The organism is Leifsonia sp. NPDC058230, assembly GCF_042882245.1.
Lineage (GTDB): Bacteria > Actinomycetota > Actinomycetes > Actinomycetales > Microbacteriaceae > Leifsonia.
The window spans coordinates 332,214-351,251 of sequence record NZ_JBHVWM010000005.1 but is presented as its reverse complement, the minus strand read 5'-3'; the positions used below and the strand labels follow the sequence as shown (position 1 = coordinate 351,251).

Here is a 19,038-nt window from a genome sequence, read left to right as displayed (position 1 = left end):
AACTCAAGGATCTCGAGGCAGAGTTGGATCGCATGGTCAGATCGATCGACACCTTCTATGAAGTGGTTGGTGATCGGAACTGGATCTTCCACGGCTCCCTGAAGCTCGACACGCTCCAAGAACCTCTGGCGTCAGGCATGCCCGACCGGGTGGAGCAAGCAATCCTGGAGCAGTACGCAGATCACGAGACCATGAGATTTGCATTGATGCGGGCGAAGGCGGTCCCCGAACTCCGGCCCTATCGGCAGCTCCTCGACTATGCGCTGCGTGATTATCGGGAAGGGCGCTATTACGCCACCGTGCTCAGTTTGCTACCCGTCCTGGACGGCTTCGTCGCCGCGGTGAGCGATAACCGCCGCGGCTTGCACTCCCTGGAAGAGCAGAAGCTTATTGTCTGGAACTCGCTTGTGGCTCACCATCAGGGGCTTGCGTCGACCCAGCAGTCCTTTACCCGGAGCTTCAACACGCTCAATGAGGAGCCCCTCTTCGAGCTCTATCGCAATGGAATCCTCCATGGCAACTTCTCCAATTTCGACAACGAAATAGTTGCATCCAAAGCCTGGAACCGGCTCTTCGCGCTTCTCGACTGGCGAGAGGCGCGCATCGAAGCGTCCAAGCCGGCGCCGGTCGAGCCGACTTTGCTCGACTCTCTGAAACGAGTGGGAAAGCTGGAGGCTCAAAAGAAGGTTCTCAATGAGTGGCAACCGCGTTCAAGCTCGGTCGCGGAGGATGGGCTCTCCACGGTGGAGCGCGAACCAGTAGCACAAGCTGCGATCGGGCTTCTGGAGGCCTGGAAGAACCGGAACTACGGTGTACTTGCAGGGTGCCTTCACGAGTTCGGCAAGAAGCCAGCTCGCGGCGCATATATCGGACAGGTCCGCGAGCGGTTCGAACGCATCACCCTCGATAACTACTCACTCGTGAGCGTAGATATGCGCGGTGCCGGCCTGGGACATGTCGTCGTGGATCTATCAATTGATGGCGCATCGCGCGCCTCCGAGTTGCGGTTTCTGTACGTAGACGCCACTGGCTCCATCCTGCCGGAGAGCGACCCGCTCGGAACGTGGCTTAGTGTCGGCAACGACCCGGTCGGAATCGTCGGACGCACTTGGTGACCCATGTATCCCAAGCACAACCTGCACGCCCGTAAGAGGGTCGACCACCAGAACTCCGCTGCATGGCAAAGCGAGGGCTACGATTTCCCGCAACTCCCCGATCAAAGGATTCCCGTATACCTGTCCCACGAAAATGCCCGGTGAAGGGGCGCCAAACGAACCTACGGGTTCCGGCCTGTTTGCGGGTTGAAGCTCGCCGGGTCAACGCCGTCTCCTGGCATGCGCTGAACTCCGCCCCCGCTCGGCAGGCGCTGGGTCGTGTCTTCGGTCATCCGACCGGGCGGCGGCGCGTAGTCACTTTCGCGCCTGAACCAGCTAATGATCCGTTCGCGGATACTGTTCACGATTTGGAGACTACATCCGCGCGCCGCCTAGATTGTCCCGAAAGTCGAGACGGACAACTTCATCGTGGAAAGGGCACCGACCGTCCCTGGATCATGTCTCGCCGAGCCGGCTGATCAAGTTCCGGATTCACCCGGCTCATACGATCACGCCAGGCAGCAACTCGCCAGATTAAGACCGGGACCAATCCAGCCAGGCTGATCATCGCGAGCCAAAAACCCCAAATAAGCAGGTCGTGGACGCCGCTCTCGCCAACGCCGTCGAAGGTCGCCGCCCTCACCCAAGCTATTACCAACAGCGTCGATCCGAGCAAGAACATGGGGCCGAGGACGATTCCCACACACAACGTCACAAAGCCGGGAGTGAAGATTGAGCCATCATCGGTCTGATCCATGCGCCTCAAGCTAGCTCATCTCGCAATCCACCGCGACGTCGAACGAGGACGATCGACGGATGGCCAAGAACCCCGCCACGTAGGTTGTCCGTGGCACACCTCAGCAGAACGACTGATCGTTACTCGGCGCCAAGCAAGCTCATCACTGACTGCGCCGCGACGACGATCCCGATCACGACAACACCGCCAGCCACCGACGCGACGAAAGCGAGCAGGCCCCGGCGACTCCGCCGACCGGCCACCGTCCGGCGGTCGAACGACAGCGCGGAGACCTTGTCGATACTGGGGGCCACGATCGCCACGAAAGGCTCCTGCGGATCATCAGGCAGCCCATACGGCAGCGGCCGATCCGGGCCGTCGGCTCGGAAGATTCCGTCATCGCCCTCGCGCATCTCGATCATGATGCTCCCATGCCCTCGATATCGGAAGCATAGGACTGCCAAAGGCGCGACGCCAGGCGCACGCGGCCGGCGGACACTGGCCACGGGGCCAACTCCCTCGCGGATCCCGCCACTTAGATGGTCCCGAACCTCAAAACGGACAACTTCGTAGCCGAAAGACAATCTGTGAAGACGGTCGACATCTCGCGCTTTGCACGCCCAAAATGCTCAGCCTCATCTCACTTCAAGGGTCCTGTTTTGGGCGCCGAGAATCTCATTTCTCAGACCTATCGGCGTGAGCCTCGGTCGTGGGGAGGACGTAAAGGCAGACCCGTGCCCGCGGTAGCTAGCGCTCGTGCTGCGGCGACGACGACAAGTACCTGAACGCCTGCCCTCGCTGACGGCTGTCGTCGAGCAGTGGCTGACGTATCGGATCGTGGCGCGAAGGTTGGTGCCCGCCACTGCGATTCCCTACCGCGGGTTCGGCGGACCTTGCCAGTACCCACCCCGAATGCGGTTGTCGTACAGCACTAAGCGATCTGCGTTCTCAAGCGAGTCGCACACCGCCATCAGCCGGCGTTTTGCTGGGTCGAGATCCCATTGCACCAACAGGTATTTGTCCACGCCCTTACGGTCCGTGAACCGTTGGATGACCGCTTTGGGCAGCACGTTGTCGTCACGCATCACCAACCAGGTGTCGCGGTCGTAACGGATCGGGTACGGGTCCACACGAACATTAGAACATACGTTCGAATGTCGGGCTACCGACCATTCGTCGAAGAACTCGCGCCGTTTCGCGATGAGTGTCTCTTTTTGTCCTCGCCGGTAGCGTCAGCCAGGTGTGACAACAGGGCTTTTTTTGTGCCCTCGTTGCGGAGTGCGGTCGATCATGCGGCACCTGCGAGCGACAACAGAGACTGGAGCAGCGCGTTCGCGCCATTCTCGATATCGTGCCAGCTCGTGTCCTCTTCGGGAGTATGGCTCTTGCCGTTGATGCTGGGGACGAAGATCATGCCCGTCTGCGCTATCCACGCCATGTTCTGCGCGTCGTGCCCGGCGCCTGACGGCATGTCCATCCGCGTCAGACCCAAGCGGTCCACGGCGTCGGCGATCACGGTCCGCACGTGGTCGTCGAGAACGACGGGCTCGACCAACGCGTCCTGTCGCCAACTGACCGATATTCCGTGTGCATCGGCGACCGCGCGGGCTTCCGCCTCGATCGCGGCGGCGAGCTCGCGAAGCTTGGCGGCATCCGGGGAACGGAAATCGAGGGTCAGGTGGGCGATGCCCGGCACGATGTTCGCGCCGCCAGGCTCGACGGAGACGATCCCGCACGTGACGACCGCCGATACGTCGATTCGTGCTGCCAGCGCGGGCAAGCCCGTGAGGAAATCGGCTGCCGCGAGCAGCGCGTCCTTCCGCTTCGCCATCGGCGTCGTGCCCGCGTGGTCGGCGGCTCCGGCGAAGTCGACCTCGGCACCACCGATGCCGACGATCGAGGTGACGACACCGATATCGATCCCGTCGGCCTCGAGGTTCGGCCCTTGCTCGATGTGCAGCTCGACGAAGGCGCGTACGCTTCCGGGGTCGATCGCTGTCCTGGTCGCCGCTTCGAGGTCCCACCCGATTTCCGCGAGCCGGCCGACCAGGCTGTCCCCATCCCGGCCGTGGAGCTCACTCAACTGCTCCAGTGTGTATCCGCGGCGTATACCGACCGAGCCGAGTAGGTGATCGTAGTTGCCCTCCTCGTCGGTGAAGACGACGGCGCGCACGGGATGTGGCAGCTCGATGCCCGCTTCCGCGATCGTTCGCAGACACTCGAGCGCGGCGAGGGCACCCAGCGCCCCGTCCAGACGGCCACCGTTGGGGACAGTGTCGATGTGGGAACCGGACCACACGGCCGGCGCCGTGCCGTCGTCGCCCGGAGCGAGGACCACCATGTTGCCGAGGCCGTCGGTCTCGACCGAGAGCCGCGCCTCCGCACACCTCCCCAGGTACCATTCGCGCGCCCGGAGGTCGTCGGCCGAGAAGCTCGTGCGGCTGATGCCGCCGGCGGCCACACGCCCGATCCCGCCGAGCGTCTCGACGTCACTGCGCAGGCGATCCGCATTGATTCGAAGAGTCACCGCTCGTCCGTCCAGTCGGTTGTCTACGTGCTCAGACATCGCGCAGGACGCCGGCGCCACGGTAGTTGCCGAGGCCCAGGAAGGTCTCCACCCGCTGGACTCCGGGGATCTGCCAGATCCGAACCAGCAGCACTTCCTGAAGGTGTGCGTGATCTCGCAGCCGGAACTTTGCAATGAGATCCCATTGGCCAGTGACGATGTCGAGGTCCTCCAGCTCGGGCATCTCGACGAGATGCTCGATGATGACGCCCAGATCGGCGCCCGCAGCCGCTGTCATCGGTATGTGCACGGACATCGAGTAGCCGAGCGCCGCCCAGTCGAGGTCGAGCGTGTAGCCACGGATGACGCCCAGACGTTCGAGCCGCACCAGCCGTTCGCCGATCGCCGGCGCAGACAGTCCCACCTCGCGGGAGAGGGCGCGCTGCGACAGTCGTGAATCGTCGTTCAGCGCCTTCAAGAGCGCCACATCGACATCGTCGAGCGGCGCCTTGGCCGTCGGCCGCTGAATGATCTGGGCGAGTTTCGACGCTGACGCGAGGTCACCGGCGACCTCGGGATCGACATGCTGGTCGGCTGAAGTGCTCATCCGCTCTCTCTTCCTGATGCTTCCTGGCAGCCTAGTCGCGGCACGGTGAGGGGTCACTGCGTTCACCGCGCTGAGAACGCCAGGGCGGCGACGGCTTCGCTGATCCGGTCGACGCCCTCGCGGATGCTGTCCACGCTGTTCGCTATGGAGACGCGGACATGTCCATCGCCTCCCGGACCGAAGGCGGTGCCGGGCGCGACCGCCACGCCCGATTCGGCCACGAGTTCTCGGGCGAATGCGTCGCTGCGCAGGCCGGAGGCCGACACGTCCACCCAGAGATAGAACGCTCCATCGGGCCGGTACGCCGGAATGCCTCTCGCGTCCAGGTCCGCGAGCGCCACGTCCCGGCGATGGCGATACGCAGCCCTCATCTCCGCCACAGCTGTCTGTGGGCCGGTGACCGCCTCGAGTGCGGCGTACTGGGTCGGCATCGCCACGCACGACATCATCGCCTCGTGGGCGTTGGATAGCGTCGTGACCGACGCCTGAGGGAGTGCCAGATAGCCGATGCGCCACCCCGTCATCGCGTAGGTCTTGGAAAAGCTGAAGACGGAGATCACCGAGTCGCGCTCGTCGAAGACCGCTGTGGAGACGTGCTTCCGGTCGTACGTCAGCTCGTCGTAGCACTCGTCCGAGACGATCCAGAGCCCTCGGGCGTTCGCCCAGGCGACGACCTCCGAGAGCCGGGCCGGCTCGAAGACGGAGCCGAGCGGGTTGGAGGGTGAATTGAGCACGATCGCTCTCGTCTGGGGCGTCACCACGGACTCCAGTTCGGCGACCGTGGGCAGGTAGCCATCCTCTTCGCGGAGGCGGTATCCGACGGGCTGCGCCCTCAGCAGTCGGCACATCATGAGGTAGTTGGGCCAGCCCGGGGTCGGCACGAGGATGGCCTGCCCGGGATCGATCAACCCGGCGAGCGCGACGTAGATGCCCTGCACGGCTCCCGAAGAGACGAGCACGCGGCTCGAATCCACAGCGAAACCGTTGCGGGTGCGGATCTTCTCGGCGAGAGCTTCACGAAGCAGCGGGATGCCCGCCGTCGGGGTGTACTTGGTCAAGCCGCTCGAAGCGGCCCGAGCAGCCGCATCGACGATGTTCGGCGGGGTGGGGAAGTCCGGCTCGCCAAGCTCGAGACGGATGGTGCCTGGCCTGGCCAGGGCGAGATCCATGATCTCGCGGATCCCGGATCTGGGCATGGTTCTAGTGATATCTGGGATCTGCATTCGGGCTGTTTTCCTTCGAGGAGTCGGTTGCTGGAGCGCTCAGGACACTGGGCCGTTGAGCCGCGCCGTCCGTCTGATTCGCGCGCTTGCCAAAGCGGTGTCTGTCGTTGGTGCGGCTGCAAGGAGGGACTTCGTGTACTCGTGCTGGGGGGTGCGATAGATGGCCCTCTTGTCCGCGACCTCCACGATCTCACCCTGGCGCATGACGACGACCGTGTCGCTCATGTACCGGACGACGTGCAGGTCATGGCTGATGAAGAGATAGGCGAGCCCGTGCTGGGCTTGCAGTCGTTTCAGCAGCTCCAGGACCTGGGCCCTGATGGACACGTCGAGGGCGCTGGTGGGCTCGTCGGCGATGATCAGCTTCGGCTCGCTGGCGAGTGCTCGAGCGATGTTCACTCGCTGGCGCTGACCGCCGGAGAGCTGCATGGGGCGGCGTTGCGCATACCCCGCCGGCAGCCCGACGTCGTCCAGCAGCTGGGCGACCCGCTCACGCATCCGCTCGCGCGGAACGATGCGGTGCACGATCAGCGGCTCCGCGAGGATCGCGCCGACGGTGCGGCGGGGATTGAGCGAGCTCAGCGAGTCCTGAAAGACCATCTGGACGCCGCGTCGCAGCGCCGCCACTGACTCCTTGCTCTGGTCGACGGGTCTGCCCGAGAACACGATGCGCCCCGCGGTGGGCTTCTCCAGACCGACGATGGTGCGCGCAACGGTCGACTTGCCGCTGCCGGACTGGCCCACGATGCCAACGGTGGAACCCGCTTCGACCGCGAGGGAGACCTTCCTGACGGCGTGCACCGGGGTCCCCCGTCGGAACATGCCGCGCGGGGCGAACGTCACATCGAGGTCATCGAGCCGGAGTAGTTCGTCGGACATCAGGCGTCCTCACTTTCCAGTGCGCGCACGCTGGCGAGCAGCGAGCGGGTGTACGGATGCTGCGGCGCGGTGAACACGGACTCCACGTCTCCCTGCTCGACGATCTCGCCGAAGCGCATGACGGCGGTCGTGTCCGACATCCCGGCCACGACACTGAGGTCATGGCTGACGAGCATGAGCGCCAAGCCGAGGTCGGAACTGAGGTCATGGAGCAGCTCCAGCACTTGCGCCTGCACACTCACGTCGAGCGCCGTGGTCGGTTCGTCGGCGATCAGCAGCACTGGATCGCACGAGATGGCCATCGCGATAACGACTCGCTGACGCATCCCACCCGAGAACTCGTGTGGATAAGCACCCAGTTTCGAGCGGGCCGACGGTATGCCGACGCGCTCGAGCAGTTCGACTGCCCGGTCGTCGGCGGCCGCGCGAGACAGCCGGAGGTGCAGTCGGAGCGATTCACGCAATTGCGAGCCGATGGTCCGAACCGGGTTCAACGCCCCCAGGGGGTCCTGGTAGACGAGGCCGATCTCCTTGCCGCGGATCGGCCGCATGGCGCGGTCCCGTAACGGCAGAAGGTCCCGCCCGCGGAAGACCACCTGGCCGGTCACCTGCGTGCCGCGCGGCAGCAGGCCCATCACTGCAAGGCACACCGTGCTCTTGCCCGAGCCGGACTCGCCGACCAGACCGAGAGTCTGCCCGGCATCCATGTCGAAACTGATGCCCTTGACTGCGGCAGCGGACTCGGATGTCCCTGGGAACACCACCCGAAGGTCACGGACCGACAACAACGGCTCTGCCGGAGTCATGCTGCGACCTCGTCCGCGAAGAGCTCGTCTTCCGCGGTGAGCTCGTCGCGGAAGACCTCCCCGCCCTTCGCCACGAGCAGCACCTGACGCACCGCGGAGATGTTCGCCGTCGGGTCTCCCTCCACGAGGAGCAGGTCTGCGAGCTTGCCCGCCTCGATGCTCCCCAGCGTGTCGAGCACGTCGAAGTTCTCGGCCGCCGTCAGTGTGGCTGCGACAAGGGCCTGGCCCGGAGACATCCCGTACTCGACCATCAGCTCGAGCTCGGTCGGCAACTCGGTGTGCGGGTTGTGCGGTGTTCCGGCATCGGTGCCACATGCCACTCGCACCCCGGCCTCGACCATCGCCCGGAATCCCGCGACGGATGCTTCGGACTCCATGAGTGCTTTCTTGTAGACCCACTCGGGGATTTTGTCGCCGTTGGTGACGATGCGATTGACCGCAACCAGGGTCGGCACGATGATCGTTCCGCGCTCCAGCGCCAGCTCGATCGCCTCCTCGTCGAAGAAGCATGCGTGCTCGATCGAATCGAGCCCCGCGCGGATGGCGTTCTTCACCCCGGCGCCGCCGATCGCGTGGCTGGTGATGCGCTTGCCCGCGTTGTGCGCCTCGTCGACGGCGGCCCGCAGCTCGTCCACATGAAGCGCAGTCTGCAAAGGGCTGACACCAGCGGTGAGCACGCCACCCGTGGCCATGATCTTGATGAAGTCCGCTCCCGCGTGCAGCTCGGCCCTGGTCGCCTGCGCGATACCCCATGGGCCGTCGGCCTGACGTCCGATCGAATGACCGTGCCCGCCCGTCATCGTGATCACACGCCCTGCAGCTTTGACCCTCGGGCCTTTCAGGTATCCGGAGGCGACGATATCGCGCAGCTCGATGGCGATTCCGCCGATCGACCCGCAGTCGCGGACGCTGGTGACGCCGGTCATGATGGTCTGCTCGAGGTTGATCACCGCCTGCACCGCCCCGTACGTGGCCGAGTCGGTGAGGGCTCCACCGTCGTGGACTCCGTCTCCCATCAGGTGAACGTGGCCGTTGAACAGGCCGGGGAGCAGGGTGCGTCCGCGGCCGTCGCGCACCATCCATCCGTCACCTGCCGGCGGCGCCTGATCAGCCGGCCCGATCCAGTCGATGGTGTCGCCCTCGACGACGACGGATTGGTGCTCGATCCGCCGACCGGTGCGGGAGTCGAAGACAGCGACGTCGGAGATGAGGATGTGCGATTCAGACATGAGACTCCTTGCGGTGGGTGCGGTCGGGATTCAGTAATAGCGGTGCGGCGCGCGAGGGAAGACGTCGACCTGGGCCGGATCGTGGCCATAGACGAGTCGAGCGCCTTGCGCCTCGAGTTCGGTGAGCCGGCTGGCGCTCTTCCGCGCCTCCTCGGGGTCCGCCATCGCCTGCCAGTTCTCGAGGTCGAGATTGTCCTGCAGGTAGATCGCGTCGCCGCAGATGACCAGATCACCGTCTCTGCGCAGGTGCAGGACCACGGATTGATGTCCGGGAGCGTGGCCGGGTGTGACGACGATCTCCACGCCCGGCAGGATCTCTCCTCCCCCGTCGAGCAGTTCGTAACGCAGTCCCGGCACGTTCCAGTATTCGTTCGGGAAATGGGGGTTTCCGAGCGCGTGCTCGTAGTGTTCCCGTTGCGCGAAGAACGTCGCGTTGATGAATTGGAAGTTGTTGCCTGCGTGATCGAAGTGCAGGTGGGTGTTGATCACATAGTCGATCTGCGGTGGTTCGATGCCGAGAGCGTTCAGTTGCGCTGCGATGTCGTCCTCCGGCTGCATGACGGGGGTGAGCATCTCGGCGAAGTCCGTACCGGCCCATGTGGCATCCGGGTTGCTGATGTGAGCTCGGCTCATCCCGGTGTCGATGAGGAGGAGGCGCCCGCGATCGAGTTCTACCAGGTACGACGAGACCGGGATGCTGAACTTCTCATCGTGCAAGTGCCCAGGGGTGACGACCCCGTGCGCAGACCAGCAGGTTCCGAGAGGGAGGATCGTGAGCTTCATGGGTTCCTCACTTGGTCGGGATGAGTTCGGCGCGAGGCGCTGACAGGAGCTTCGCGAAGTAGTCGCCGAGGAAGTTGGCGATGAGGATGGTGACCGTGATCGCGAAGCCCGGTGCCGCGGAGATCCACCACGCCTGATCGAGGTATTCCGTTCCCGCGCCGAGATCAGCTCCCCACTCCGGTGTCGGGGGCGCGACACCGAACCCCAGGAAGTTGAGCGCTGCGGTCAGGAGCATGGTCCAGCCGATCGCGCTGGAGATCATCACGACGACCTCCGTCAGCACGACCGGGAGAACGTTTCGCACCATGACGCGAAGGGGCGAGGCGCCGACCACGATCGACGCCGCTATGTACTCCTCCGATCGCACCCGTTGTGTGGAGCCGTAGACGACGCGGGCGAAGACAGGGACGAACGACACTCCGACGGCCAGCACCGTACTGGGCACACCGGTGCCTCCGATCGTGATGATGATGAGCGCGAGGAGTAGACCAGGGAAGGCGAGCAGCACATCCATGGCCCTCATCGACACGCCGCCGCGCAAGCCGCCGACGTACCCGGCGAACAATCCGATGGGGACGCCCACCACCGCCGCCAGCAGGGTGCTCAGGCCGGCCATGAGGAGGGTCTGCCGGCCGCCCCACAAAACCCTCGACAGCACATCGCGGCCGAGATGATCGATCCCGAACGGATGCGCGAGGCTCGGGGCGCTGCGCGCCATGCCGACGGCCACGGTGGGCGAATCGGGCGCGATCACCGGCGCGAGCAGTACGGCCAGCACCAGCAGGACCGCGGCTGTGCACACCACCAGTCCGCCGATGTCGAGGCGGCGGGAACGCCGCGGTCTCGAGGGGGCCTTCACAGCCTCCACCACTTGCTCTACTGCGGATGTCACGATGCCCATGCCTTCCGTACGCGGGGATCGAGCATGCCGTGGCTGACATCGACGAGGATGTTGATGACGATGTAGCAAAGGGCGATGAAAAGGACGATGCCCTGGATGCTCGGGATGTCTTTCAGCTGGATCTGCGACACCAGGTAGTTCCCGATGCCTGGGCGCCCGAAGATGACCTCGGTAGCCACCGCGCCGGCCAGGAGGTTGCCGATCTGCAGGCCGATGATGGTGGTGACCGACGATGTGGCATTGCGGAGAGCGTGGCGTGTGAGCACATGCCAGTTCGAGAGCCCTTTGCTGCGGGCGACGATGATGTACGGCTGCTGGTACACGTCGATCAGTGCGCTCCGCAGGATCCGCGTGATGATCGCGGCGAAGCCGAGACCGAGCGAGAGCGCCGGCAGGATCAGCGCCGTCGGCCCACCGACGCCCAGGGCGGGCAGCCATCGCAGGTCGACGGCGAACAGCAGGATGAGCAACTGCGCGAGCCAGAAGTACGGAACCGCCAGTCCCAGAACGGAGAATCCTGTCGCGAGCTTGTCGCCGATCGAGCCGGGCCAGAATCCGCCGATGATGCCTGTCGGGACGCCGACGATCAGGGCGACGGCGAGCGCAGCCGCTGCAAGGTCGATGGTCGACGGCAGCCTACTGCCGATCTGCGCTGCGACCGTGCCGTGGGAGATATAGGAATAGCCGAGGTCTCCGCGCAGCAGCCCGCCCACATAGATGACGAATTGGGAGAACCACGATTGGTCGAGTCCCATCTGGTGCCGCACCTGCGCCACTCGCTCGGGCGAGGCGTTCGTCCCCATCAGGACGATCTGGGCCGGGTCACCCGGGATCAGCCTCAGGATGAGGAAGACCAGCACCACCACCCCGAACAGCACCGGGATGGCGACGAGCAGCCGCCTTCCGAGGAAGCGCGCCATCTCAGACTCCGTCCTCTCGCGCAGCGGGCGCGCCGCTGGCCGATCGTGCCTCGATCACTTGCCGACTCCTGCGTAATACGCGTCGCCGTCTGGCGTCGAAGCGAGGCCTGTGATCCCGTTGGTGACGTAGATCGCCTTGAGGTCGTACACCGGGATGAACGCGACCTGTTTGTTGATCTCCGTGAACACGTCAGCGAATGCGGCGGCCCGTGCTTTCGGGTCTGCAGTGGCGTCAGCCGTGTCGATCTTCTTGTCGAGTTCGGGGTCGCAGTAGTGCGACCAGTTGAATCCGCTTGCGACCTGCGCACAGGTGAAGACCGACTTGATCATGTTGGGGTCGAGTGACCAGAAGAACCAGCTGGCGGTGTTCGAGCCGCCCTGGTTGTAGGTCTGGCCGACCGTCGGGAACGCCTGGTCGCTGAGCTTCGCGGTGATGCCGACGGCGGCGAGTTGCGACTGGACGAGCGCCGACATGTCATCGAAACCGAAGTTGGCGATGTTGATCATGTCCACAGTGAGAGGCTGACCGTCCTTCACCCGCTTGCCATCGACCAGCTTCCAGCCGGCCTGGTCGAGGAGCTTGCCTGCCTTCTTCGAGTCGTACGTGAACTCGTCTCCCGCTTCGGCGTATCCCGGGGTCGCCTTGGTCACCACGCTGGATGCCAGATCGAACTCGCCCGCGAACAAGGTCGTGATGATGGACTTGCGGTCGATGGCGTGAGCGATCGCCTGTCGTACGAGGGGGTCGTTCGTCGGTGCCTTGTCGACGTTGATGAGCCAGCCGTACGGCATGCCCGCCGCATCGACCGTGGTGATGTGCTTGCCGGCCTTCTTGGCATCCACGACGTCTTGCGGATGCAGACCGTCGGCCACCTGGACTTCACCCGTCTTGAGGGCGTTGTTCTGAGACGTGGGACTCGTGAGGACACGGAAGGTGAGCGAGGCCAGCTTGGGTGCTCCGGTGCCGAAGCGCTTCGGCCCCCAGCTATAGTCCGGATTCTTCTTCAGTTTCACTTCGGAGCCGTTGGTGAAGCTGACGAAGCTGAAGGGGCCGGTGCCCACCGGGTGCTGGCCGAAGTCGGCACCGTACTTCTTCAGCGCGGTCGGTGAGGCGATGCCGAACTGCTCGCTCGCGACCAGTGTGTTGAAGGCCGGGTACGGGCTCTTGAAGACGACCTTGACGGTCTGCGCGTCGACCACGTCTGTCTCTTTGTAGGGACCGAGCGACGTCACGGCACTCGCCGACTTCGTCGCCGGGTCGGCGATGTGGTCGAAAGTCGCCTTCACCGCATCCGCGTTGAAAGGCGTGCCGTCCTGGAACGTGACACCCTCGCGCAGCTTGAAGGTGTACTCCGTCGAATCGGCGTTCACCGAGTATGAGGTGGCCAGACCAGGTTCGTAGTCGGTAGCGCCGGAGAAGCGCCAGATGAGGGGATCGAAGATCTGCGCATCCACCTTGATCGAGCCGACGAGCCCGGTCTGGCCGGGGTCGAGGCTGTCGGGGTTCTGGCTCAAGGCGACGACGAGGTCGGTCGGCGTCGCGACCGACGCACCATCGCTCGCCGCGCCAGCGCCTTCGGCGCAGCCGGCAAGCAGGGAGCCGGCAGCCGCGAGGGCGACGACGGACGTGACGAGTCGCACTGCTCTGCGTCGGGAGGACTGAGGCATCATGGACGCTCCTTGGGGATGGGGGTGTGCCTGGGGGTTGGGGTGTGAATTGAAAACTAGCCCGTGCGCATTTCAAACGGCAAGCGATCGCGTGTTTCGCTTAGCGAACGTTTTGTTTCAGACGCGTTACGCCATCGATGTTTCAATCCGAGCCTCGGGGCGGCTGACACCGATCTCACCGAGCGGGATGCGATAGACGCGGGAGGCCGTGCCGCAGAAGAGTTCGAACTGCTCAGCAGGGACGATGTGGCTGGTTGCCCGCCGATAGTGATCGAACGCCTCGGCGTAGGTGATCCCGCGGATTCCACCGACCGGGAAATCGCTGGCGATCATGCACCTGTTCGCGCCGAAGCTGTCGATCACATGACGGATCAACGGCGCCGCGTGCTCGAAATCCGGCTCCGGCAGATAGCCGTGCACCGATGACACCTTCATCACCACATTCGGCGCGGTCGCCAGGAGCACCACATCCTTACGCCAGTCCGCGAGCCCCTGCGGGCTCTGATCGATCGGACTCGCGATGTGGTTCACGACGATCGTCACCCCGGGGAAGGCATGAGCGAGCTCCACGACCTCGTCGGCCTGCCACGGGTAGATCAGGAGATCAAGCGCGAGGCCAAGCTCCTCGATGACGGGAAGAGCACTTCGCCAGGTCGCACGGCGACTGATCTCCGGCTCTGGCATCATCGTCTTTTCCGGGTCCGGGTTCCACGCGATCGTCTGCCGCACGGAGACCACACGATCGAACACGGCCTGCTCCCGGAGGATCCGCTCGGTCTCCGGTGTCTCGAAAGGCACCCCCGCCACATAGCGGGTGGCGAGCTGGTCGGACTTGTCGAGGGTCTCGAGCCACCTGGTCTCGTTCACCGGACTGTCGGCAGCGTCCCATAACGCCTCGATGTGCACGGAGGCCACGACGTTCTGGCCGGCGATGTCTTTGCGGTAATCGGCGAGCACATAGTCATGTTTGAGCGAGTCGAACAGGCCCTTAGGACCGAAACTGCCGCCGGGCATCAACCAGGGGTAGTGATCGCCATCCAAGTCCCACAAGTGGAAATGCGCATCGATGATCGGACCGTCGTACAGCTGCTCCGCGGCCGGGAGGGAATCGTTGTGATTTTGCATGGGGTAAGTATTTACAACGAATCGCTCTCAATTGGAAATGTTTACACGGTAGAAACAGAACATCTGGAAACCTCGAACCTATGAGAATCACCTCGGCACTGGCCACCCAAGACGCGTCCGAACCTCTCTGGGGCATCTGGTCGAACTATGCCGACCCCCGCGTCATCGGATCGCTCGCCTCATCCGGCGTTCCGTGGATCTGCATCGACGAGCAGCACGGCTATCCGCCGGACGATCTCGCCGCCTCGGTGGCCGCGGGAGCCTCCCACAGCACCGACGTTCTCGTCCGGGTTGCGTGGAACCGCCCGGAGCTGATCGGCCGCGCACTCGATGCGGGCGCCAGTGGCGTCATCGTCCCCATGATCCAGGACGCGGCCGAAGCCGAGGCCGCCGCCCGATCGACCCACTACCCGCCCTCCGGCAGCCGCAGCTTCGGGCCCGGGAGAAGAGCGTTCGGCATCGACACGGGCTACGGCGTGCCTCCCCAAGGCGCCGGACCCCTCTGCCTCGTGATGATCGAGTCGGCCGACGCGCTCGCGAACGTGGACGCGATCGCCGCCACAGACGGGGTCGACGGCATCTTCGTCGGGCCATTCGACCTCTCACTAGCGCTCGGCATCAGCCTCGAGGAGCTGCTGTCCGACCGCTCGGAATCCGCCCCTCTGAGCCGGATCGTCGCGGCGTGCCGCCGGGCAAACATCATCGCTTCCGGATACGCCGGCGCCACGAAGCGCGCGGGCGTGCTCGCGAGTCACGGCCTGCAATTGATCGCCGCGACCACGGATGACGCGATCTTGCGGGAGGGGTACACGCGACTGCAGCACGAGCTCGCCGGCGCGTCTCCACGGTGACAGCACGATCGTGAACTGCTAGGGGCCACTGTCCCGTTTCCAGGCTTCTATTGGGAGCGGAACCTTTTTCTGCGTTGGTCCACTATCGCGCCGCGGTCAGTCGCACCAAGTCGTTCGCCGAGCGCAACACTGGACGAGCGCTCAATGCCTCCACATCGCTTGCGTGCACGCCGGCGACGATGAACGTGTGCGATCGACCCGGGAGCACTGTGATCAGCGCGCTGTCGACTTCGCCGGCTGCAGAGATGCGATCGGGGAACAAGCACAGGTCGCGAATGAGGGTCTCGGCCGTGACCGTTACCGCTATGTCTCCGCCGATCCGCTCTGCGCTAGCGGTGAAACGAGCTTCGGGGAGCGCGAGCTCACGGTCCTCCTCGAAGAAGTAGTGGGCGATCTCACCGGATGCTGTCTCTGCGACGAGCAGTTCCGACCTGGTGTCCACTGATTCCGCCACCAAGGAAGGGAGCGCCAGCCGAGCGCTGCCGAAGCGGTCCACAACGAGGCGGGCCGAGAACGAGGCGAGCACCTCTCCCGCGAACGTCATCCGCCGCACGGTGATCGGCTCGCGCCAGGTGTCTCCGCCATCGTTCACGCCGACGACATCGAGCCCGTTGGCGCTCGGCTGGATCGTCAGCAGGCGTGGGGCATAAGCCGATCTCAGGGCGTACCAGAGCGGCTTCTTGCGACCATCACCGTCGACCGCCGCCCACGAGGTGACTGGCCAGCAGTCGTTGAGCTGCCACACGATCGTGCCGAAGCATCGGGGGCGAAGCGACCTGAAGTGCTCGATTCCGAACGCGACGGCCCGTGCCTGGTTGAGCTGCATTGCGAAATGCCAGTCGTCAAAGTCCTCCGGCACATCGAAATGCGGAGCGAGTCCACGCTCCAGCTTGCCGTTGCCGTCGTTCGCCTTCTGGTGGTGCAGCATCCCGGGAGACGTCGCGCTGAGCGGACGGTCGCTCACCGATCGCTCGATCGTCGAATACGCCGCCGGACCCTGCCAGCCGAACTCCGAGACGAATCGCGGGGCGTAATCGCGGTAGACGGTGTAGTCGACCTCGTTCCAGACGTCCCACACGTGCTTGAGGCCGTGCGTATCGGCGTTCGGATGCACATCCATCGTTCCCGAATACGGGCTGCCTGCCCAGTACGGGCGGTTGGGATCCCCGTCGGCCACGATCGCGGGAAGGTCTGTCAGGTAGTAGCCGAGACCCCACGTCCGGTCGCCGATCAGGCCCTGCCAATCCCAGTCGAACCAGCCCCAGATGTTCTCATTGTTGCCGTTCCAGAGCACGAGACTCGGGTGCGGAAGCAGGCGTTGCACATTGTCGCGCGCCTCGGCTTCGACCTCCGTCGCCAGCCGTTCGTCCTCCGGATACGCCGCACAGGCGAACAGGAAGTCCTGCCACACGAGGATGCCGTACTCGTCACAGAGGGAATAGAACAATTCGCTCTCGTAGACGCCGCCTCCCCACACACGCAGCAGGTTGATGTTGGCGTCGACGGCTTGCGTGAGCCGCTCGCGAAGCCGCGCTTCAGTGACGCGCGGCAAGAAGCAATCGTCCGGAATCCAGTTCGCGCCGCGGATCGGGGTTGTCGCCTCATTGATCATGATCACGAACGCAGAGCCGATCTCGTCCGCGGAGGTGTCCAAGCGCAGACTCCGGAAGCCGACACGGGACGTCCACCGATCGACGCAGTCGTCCCCGCGGCGAAGCTCGACCGACACGTCGTAGAGCGGCTGACTCCCGAGCCCGACGGGCCACCACAGCTCAGGGTTGTCGACGAGCACTTCCATCGTTGCGGACTGGGATCCCTCTTCGATTCTGCGGAGACTGCTGGCGTGACCGACTGCGGCGACCAGTTCGAGCGCCTGGTCGGCCGGTTCACTCAGTTCCACCTGCAAACGCACGGTACCGGCGGGACCGGCCACAGTCACGTGCGGGCTGACGGACGCGAACCGCGGCCCGGTTGCCGAGATGAGGGTCGCATCCCGCCAGATACCGGCCGTGACCAGGGTGGGGCCCCAATCCCAGCCGAAGTTGCACGCCATCTTGCGGAGGTAGTTGAAGGGTGCCGGATACGCGTTGGGAAGCGCGCCGATGCGCTCGCGCTCTTTCTCCGCCACGTCCCACGCAGAGTCGAACCGCACCTCGAGAGTGTCCGTGCCCGTGAGGAACTCCGTCACGTCGAACTCGTAGCGTCGGTGCATGTTCTCGGTGTGCGCGACGACTGCGCCGTTGACACTCACGGTCGCCACCGTGTCGAGCCCGTCGAATGCGAGGACGACGGTCTCCCCCTCCGCCGGCTCCCGATCGATCGCTCGGCTGTAGATCCAGCCGGCTCGGCCGATCCAGTCGAGGGTGAGTTCGTTCAGGTCCAGATATGGGTCGGGGATGAGCCCGGCCGCGAGCAGGTCGGTATGCACGGTGCCCGGAACGGAGGCGGGGATGGGCAACGAGTTGCGGACATGCTCGGGGACTGCAGCGTTCGTGGGGCCGTCCGCGAGGGAAAGCGTCCAACCGGTGGTGAGCGGCGTACGAGTGATCATCGGCGACCTTTCGACGGGGTGGGAATGTCGACACTATACCGGTAAAGTACCAGCATGTCGTTGTTCGCCGAGAACGCACGAGTGCGATCAGTGTGGTGCGCGCCCGGAACTCTCGCGCTGCTCCAGCTGCGGCGAAGAAGGGTCGTGTTCATCGAAGACGAACCCCTCGTCGCCCGTGCGCGGCGCCGATCCCACATCGAGCACCGCCCTGGCCGTCACTCGGCCCAGTTCGACGACATCACGCCTCAGCGACGTGAGACGAGGTCGCACCACATCGCACAGGATGGAACCGTCCCAGGCGACGAGGGAGACATCTTCGGGCACGCGGAGACCGATGTCCCGAACAGCGTCGAGTCCGGCGACCGCGAGCAGATCGGTGTCGAAGACGAGCGCCGTCGGCGGTTCGGGCGACCGCAGCATGCGTTCGGTCGCGGCTCGTCCGGCCTCGGGCGAACCGTCGGTCGTCTCGAGCATCCCCGACATCCCCGATCGGGCGAGGGCGGCGGCGAATGCCTCACTGCGCTTCACTGTGTACCGGAACTCCACCGGCCCCGTGATCCGTCCGATGCGTCGATGGCCGAGCCCGTGCAGGTGCTCGACCACCTGGGCGACGCTCCCCTCGTCGTCGCTGCGCAGCGACACGAAACCCGGCTCGGGTCCGCCGAGCAGAACGGCGGGCAGCCCGAGTTCGCGCAGCAAAGGGATGCGCGGGTCGTCCGTCAAGAGGTCGGTCACGACCACGGCGTCGACGCGGCGCTCCGCGGCGAGCGTGCGATACAGGGAGAGCTCGTGATCGGGGCTGGAAGGCACCTGCAGCAGCAGCGAGGTGGAGCTCTCGGCCAGGTGCTGCTCGATGCCGGTGATCAGCTGCATGTAGAAGGTGTCCATGGCCAACTGCTGGGCGGAGCGGGCCAACACGAGCCCGATCGCACCCGCGCGGTCACCCGACAGAGAGCGCGCAGCCGAGTTGGGTCGCCAGCCGAGGTCTGCTGCTGCGCGTTCGACGCGTGCGCGTGTCTCCTCGGAGACTCCTGGCCGGCCGTTGAGCGCGAAGGACACCGCCATCTTCGAGACTCCGGCTCGCGCTGCCACGTCGGCGATCGTTGGACGGCTGCTGCGCTTGGCGGGCATCCCATCAGGGTAGCGGTAGCAGCGCGGA

The 19,038-nt window shown here is 64.9% G+C and carries 18 protein-coding genes; 2 read left to right on the top strand and 16 right to left on the bottom strand.

Annotated elements, in window-relative coordinates; all coding sequences use genetic code 11:
- Positions 1–32 precede the first annotated feature (32 nt).
- Entirely contained in the window at positions 33–1,115 is a 1,083-nt protein-coding gene (locus ACFVV0_RS17650) for a hypothetical protein (protein ID WP_387066036.1), read from the top strand.
- Between the two features lie 403 nt (positions 1,116–1,518).
- On the opposite strand, the gene ACFVV0_RS17645 is transcribed toward ACFVV0_RS17650, so the two are convergent.
- From ACFVV0_RS17645 to ACFVV0_RS17580, 14 genes are all read right to left on the bottom strand, one after another.
- Positions 1,519–1,851, bottom strand: coding sequence for a hypothetical protein (locus tag ACFVV0_RS17645; protein WP_387066033.1), 333 nt, complete (start codon positions 1,849–1,851; stop codon positions 1,519–1,521).
- A gap of 119 nt (positions 1,852–1,970) precedes the next feature.
- Positions 1,971–2,252 (bottom strand): hypothetical protein, encoded by a 282-nt coding sequence (locus tag ACFVV0_RS17640; protein WP_387066030.1) that lies wholly within the window; start codon positions 2,250–2,252, stop codon positions 1,971–1,973.
- Positions 2,253–2,702: 450 nt separating this feature from the next.
- Positions 2,703–2,960, bottom strand: coding sequence for a hypothetical protein (locus ACFVV0_RS17635; protein WP_387066027.1), 258 nt, complete (start codon positions 2,958–2,960; stop codon positions 2,703–2,705).
- A gap of 158 nt (positions 2,961–3,118) precedes the next feature.
- A complete protein-coding gene (locus ACFVV0_RS17630) occupies positions 3,119–4,357 on the bottom strand; it encodes a Zn-dependent hydrolase (RefSeq protein ID WP_387066025.1) in 1,239 nt (412 codons plus the stop codon).
- A 31-nt stretch (positions 4,358–4,388) separates the two neighbouring features.
- Positions 4,389–4,943 (bottom strand): Lrp/AsnC family transcriptional regulator, encoded by a 555-nt coding sequence (locus ACFVV0_RS17625; protein ID WP_387066022.1) that lies wholly within the window; start codon positions 4,941–4,943, stop codon positions 4,389–4,391.
- 62 nt (positions 4,944–5,005) lie between these two features.
- Positions 5,006–6,139 carry a pyridoxal phosphate-dependent aminotransferase gene (locus tag ACFVV0_RS17620; protein ID WP_387066020.1) on the bottom strand — a complete coding sequence of 378 codons (1,134 nt, stop codon included), beginning with the start codon at positions 6,137–6,139 and terminating at the stop codon, positions 5,006–5,008.
- Positions 6,140–6,205: 66 nt separating this feature from the next.
- Positions 6,206–7,045, bottom strand: a complete 840-nt coding sequence (locus ACFVV0_RS17615; protein ID WP_387066017.1) for an ATP-binding cassette domain-containing protein — start codon at positions 7,043–7,045, stop codon at positions 6,206–6,208.
- Positions 7,045–7,851 (bottom strand): ABC transporter ATP-binding protein, encoded by an 807-nt coding sequence (locus tag ACFVV0_RS17610; RefSeq protein ID WP_387066015.1) that lies wholly within the window; start codon positions 7,849–7,851, stop codon positions 7,045–7,047. Before ACFVV0_RS17610 ends, ACFVV0_RS17615 begins: the two co-directional genes overlap by 1 nt.
- On the bottom strand, positions 7,848–9,080 hold the full coding sequence (locus tag ACFVV0_RS17605) for an amidohydrolase family protein (RefSeq protein WP_387066012.1): 1,233 nt from the start codon (positions 9,078–9,080) through the stop codon (positions 7,848–7,850). The genes ACFVV0_RS17610 and ACFVV0_RS17605 overlap by 4 nt, the downstream gene beginning before the upstream one ends.
- A gap of 30 nt (positions 9,081–9,110) precedes the next feature.
- A complete protein-coding gene (locus ACFVV0_RS17600; RefSeq protein WP_387066009.1) occupies positions 9,111–9,863 on the bottom strand; it encodes an N-acyl homoserine lactonase family protein in 753 nt (250 codons plus the stop codon).
- A 7-nt stretch (positions 9,864–9,870) separates the two neighbouring features.
- Positions 9,871–10,755, bottom strand: a complete 885-nt coding sequence (locus ACFVV0_RS17595; RefSeq protein WP_387066006.1) for an ABC transporter permease — start codon at positions 10,753–10,755, stop codon at positions 9,871–9,873.
- Positions 10,752–11,684, bottom strand: coding sequence for an ABC transporter permease (locus ACFVV0_RS17590; protein WP_387066003.1), 933 nt, complete (start codon positions 11,682–11,684; stop codon positions 10,752–10,754). Before ACFVV0_RS17590 ends, ACFVV0_RS17595 begins: the two co-directional genes overlap by 4 nt.
- A 54-nt stretch (positions 11,685–11,738) precedes the next feature.
- Complete coding sequence (locus ACFVV0_RS17585; RefSeq protein ID WP_387066001.1) at positions 11,739–13,355, bottom strand: ABC transporter substrate-binding protein; 1,617 nt, start codon at positions 13,353–13,355, stop codon at positions 11,739–11,741.
- Between the two features lie 123 nt (positions 13,356–13,478).
- A complete protein-coding gene (locus ACFVV0_RS17580; RefSeq protein ID WP_387065998.1) occupies positions 13,479–14,477 on the bottom strand; it encodes an amidohydrolase family protein in 999 nt (332 codons plus the stop codon).
- 80 nt (positions 14,478–14,557) lie between these two features.
- On the opposite strand from ACFVV0_RS17580, the gene ACFVV0_RS17575 reads away from it, so the two are divergent.
- On the top strand, positions 14,558–15,328 hold the full coding sequence (locus ACFVV0_RS17575; protein ID WP_387065995.1) for an HpcH/HpaI aldolase/citrate lyase family protein: 771 nt from the start codon (positions 14,558–14,560) through the stop codon (positions 15,326–15,328).
- Positions 15,329–15,410: 82 nt separating this feature from the next.
- On the opposite strand, the gene ACFVV0_RS17570 is transcribed toward ACFVV0_RS17575, so the two are convergent.
- Complete coding sequence (locus tag ACFVV0_RS17570) at positions 15,411–17,879, bottom strand: glycoside hydrolase family 2 protein (RefSeq protein WP_387065992.1); 2,469 nt, start codon at positions 17,877–17,879, stop codon at positions 15,411–15,413.
- Between the two features lie 87 nt (positions 17,880–17,966).
- Entirely contained in the window at positions 17,967–19,010 is a 1,044-nt protein-coding gene (locus tag ACFVV0_RS17565; RefSeq protein WP_387065989.1) for a LacI family DNA-binding transcriptional regulator, read from the bottom strand.
- Between the last annotated feature and the right edge of the window lie 28 nt (positions 19,011–19,038).

Coding starts and splice junctions, on each gene's coding strand:
- ACFVV0_RS17615 (WP_387066017.1), bottom strand. CDS start 7,045: ATGTCCGACGAACTACTCCGGCTCGATGACCTCGATGTGACGTTCGCC.
- ACFVV0_RS17650 (WP_387066036.1), top strand. CDS start 33: ATGGTCAGATCGATCGACACCTTCTATGAAGTGGTTGGTGATCGGAAC.
- ACFVV0_RS17620 (WP_387066020.1), bottom strand. CDS start 6,139: ATGCCCAGATCCGGGATCCGCGAGATCATGGATCTCGCCCTGGCCAGG.
- ACFVV0_RS17570 (WP_387065992.1), bottom strand. CDS start 17,879: ATGATCACTCGTACGCCGCTCACCACCGGTTGGACGCTTTCCCTCGCG.
- ACFVV0_RS17585 (WP_387066001.1), bottom strand. CDS start 13,355: ATGATGCCTCAGTCCTCCCGACGCAGAGCAGTGCGACTCGTCACGTCC.
- ACFVV0_RS17610 (WP_387066015.1), bottom strand. CDS start 7,851: ATGACTCCGGCAGAGCCGTTGTTGTCGGTCCGTGACCTTCGGGTGGTG.
- ACFVV0_RS17580 (WP_387065998.1), bottom strand. CDS start 14,477: ATGCAAAATCACAACGATTCCCTCCCGGCCGCGGAGCAGCTGTACGAC.
- ACFVV0_RS17605 (WP_387066012.1), bottom strand. CDS start 9,080: ATGTCTGAATCGCACATCCTCATCTCCGACGTCGCTGTCTTCGACTCC.
- ACFVV0_RS17565 (WP_387065989.1), bottom strand. CDS start 19,010: ATGCCCGCCAAGCGCAGCAGCCGTCCAACGATCGCCGACGTGGCAGCG.
- ACFVV0_RS17590 (WP_387066003.1), bottom strand. CDS start 11,684: ATGGCGCGCTTCCTCGGAAGGCGGCTGCTCGTCGCCATCCCGGTGCTG.
- ACFVV0_RS17640 (WP_387066030.1), bottom strand. CDS start 2,252: ATGATCGAGATGCGCGAGGGCGATGACGGAATCTTCCGAGCCGACGGC.
- ACFVV0_RS17645 (WP_387066033.1), bottom strand. CDS start 1,851: ATGGATCAGACCGATGATGGCTCAATCTTCACTCCCGGCTTTGTGACG.
- ACFVV0_RS17575 (WP_387065995.1), top strand. CDS start 14,558: ATGAGAATCACCTCGGCACTGGCCACCCAAGACGCGTCCGAACCTCTC.
- ACFVV0_RS17625 (WP_387066022.1), bottom strand. CDS start 4,943: ATGAGCACTTCAGCCGACCAGCATGTCGATCCCGAGGTCGCCGGTGAC.
- ACFVV0_RS17600 (WP_387066009.1), bottom strand. CDS start 9,863: ATGAAGCTCACGATCCTCCCTCTCGGAACCTGCTGGTCTGCGCACGGG.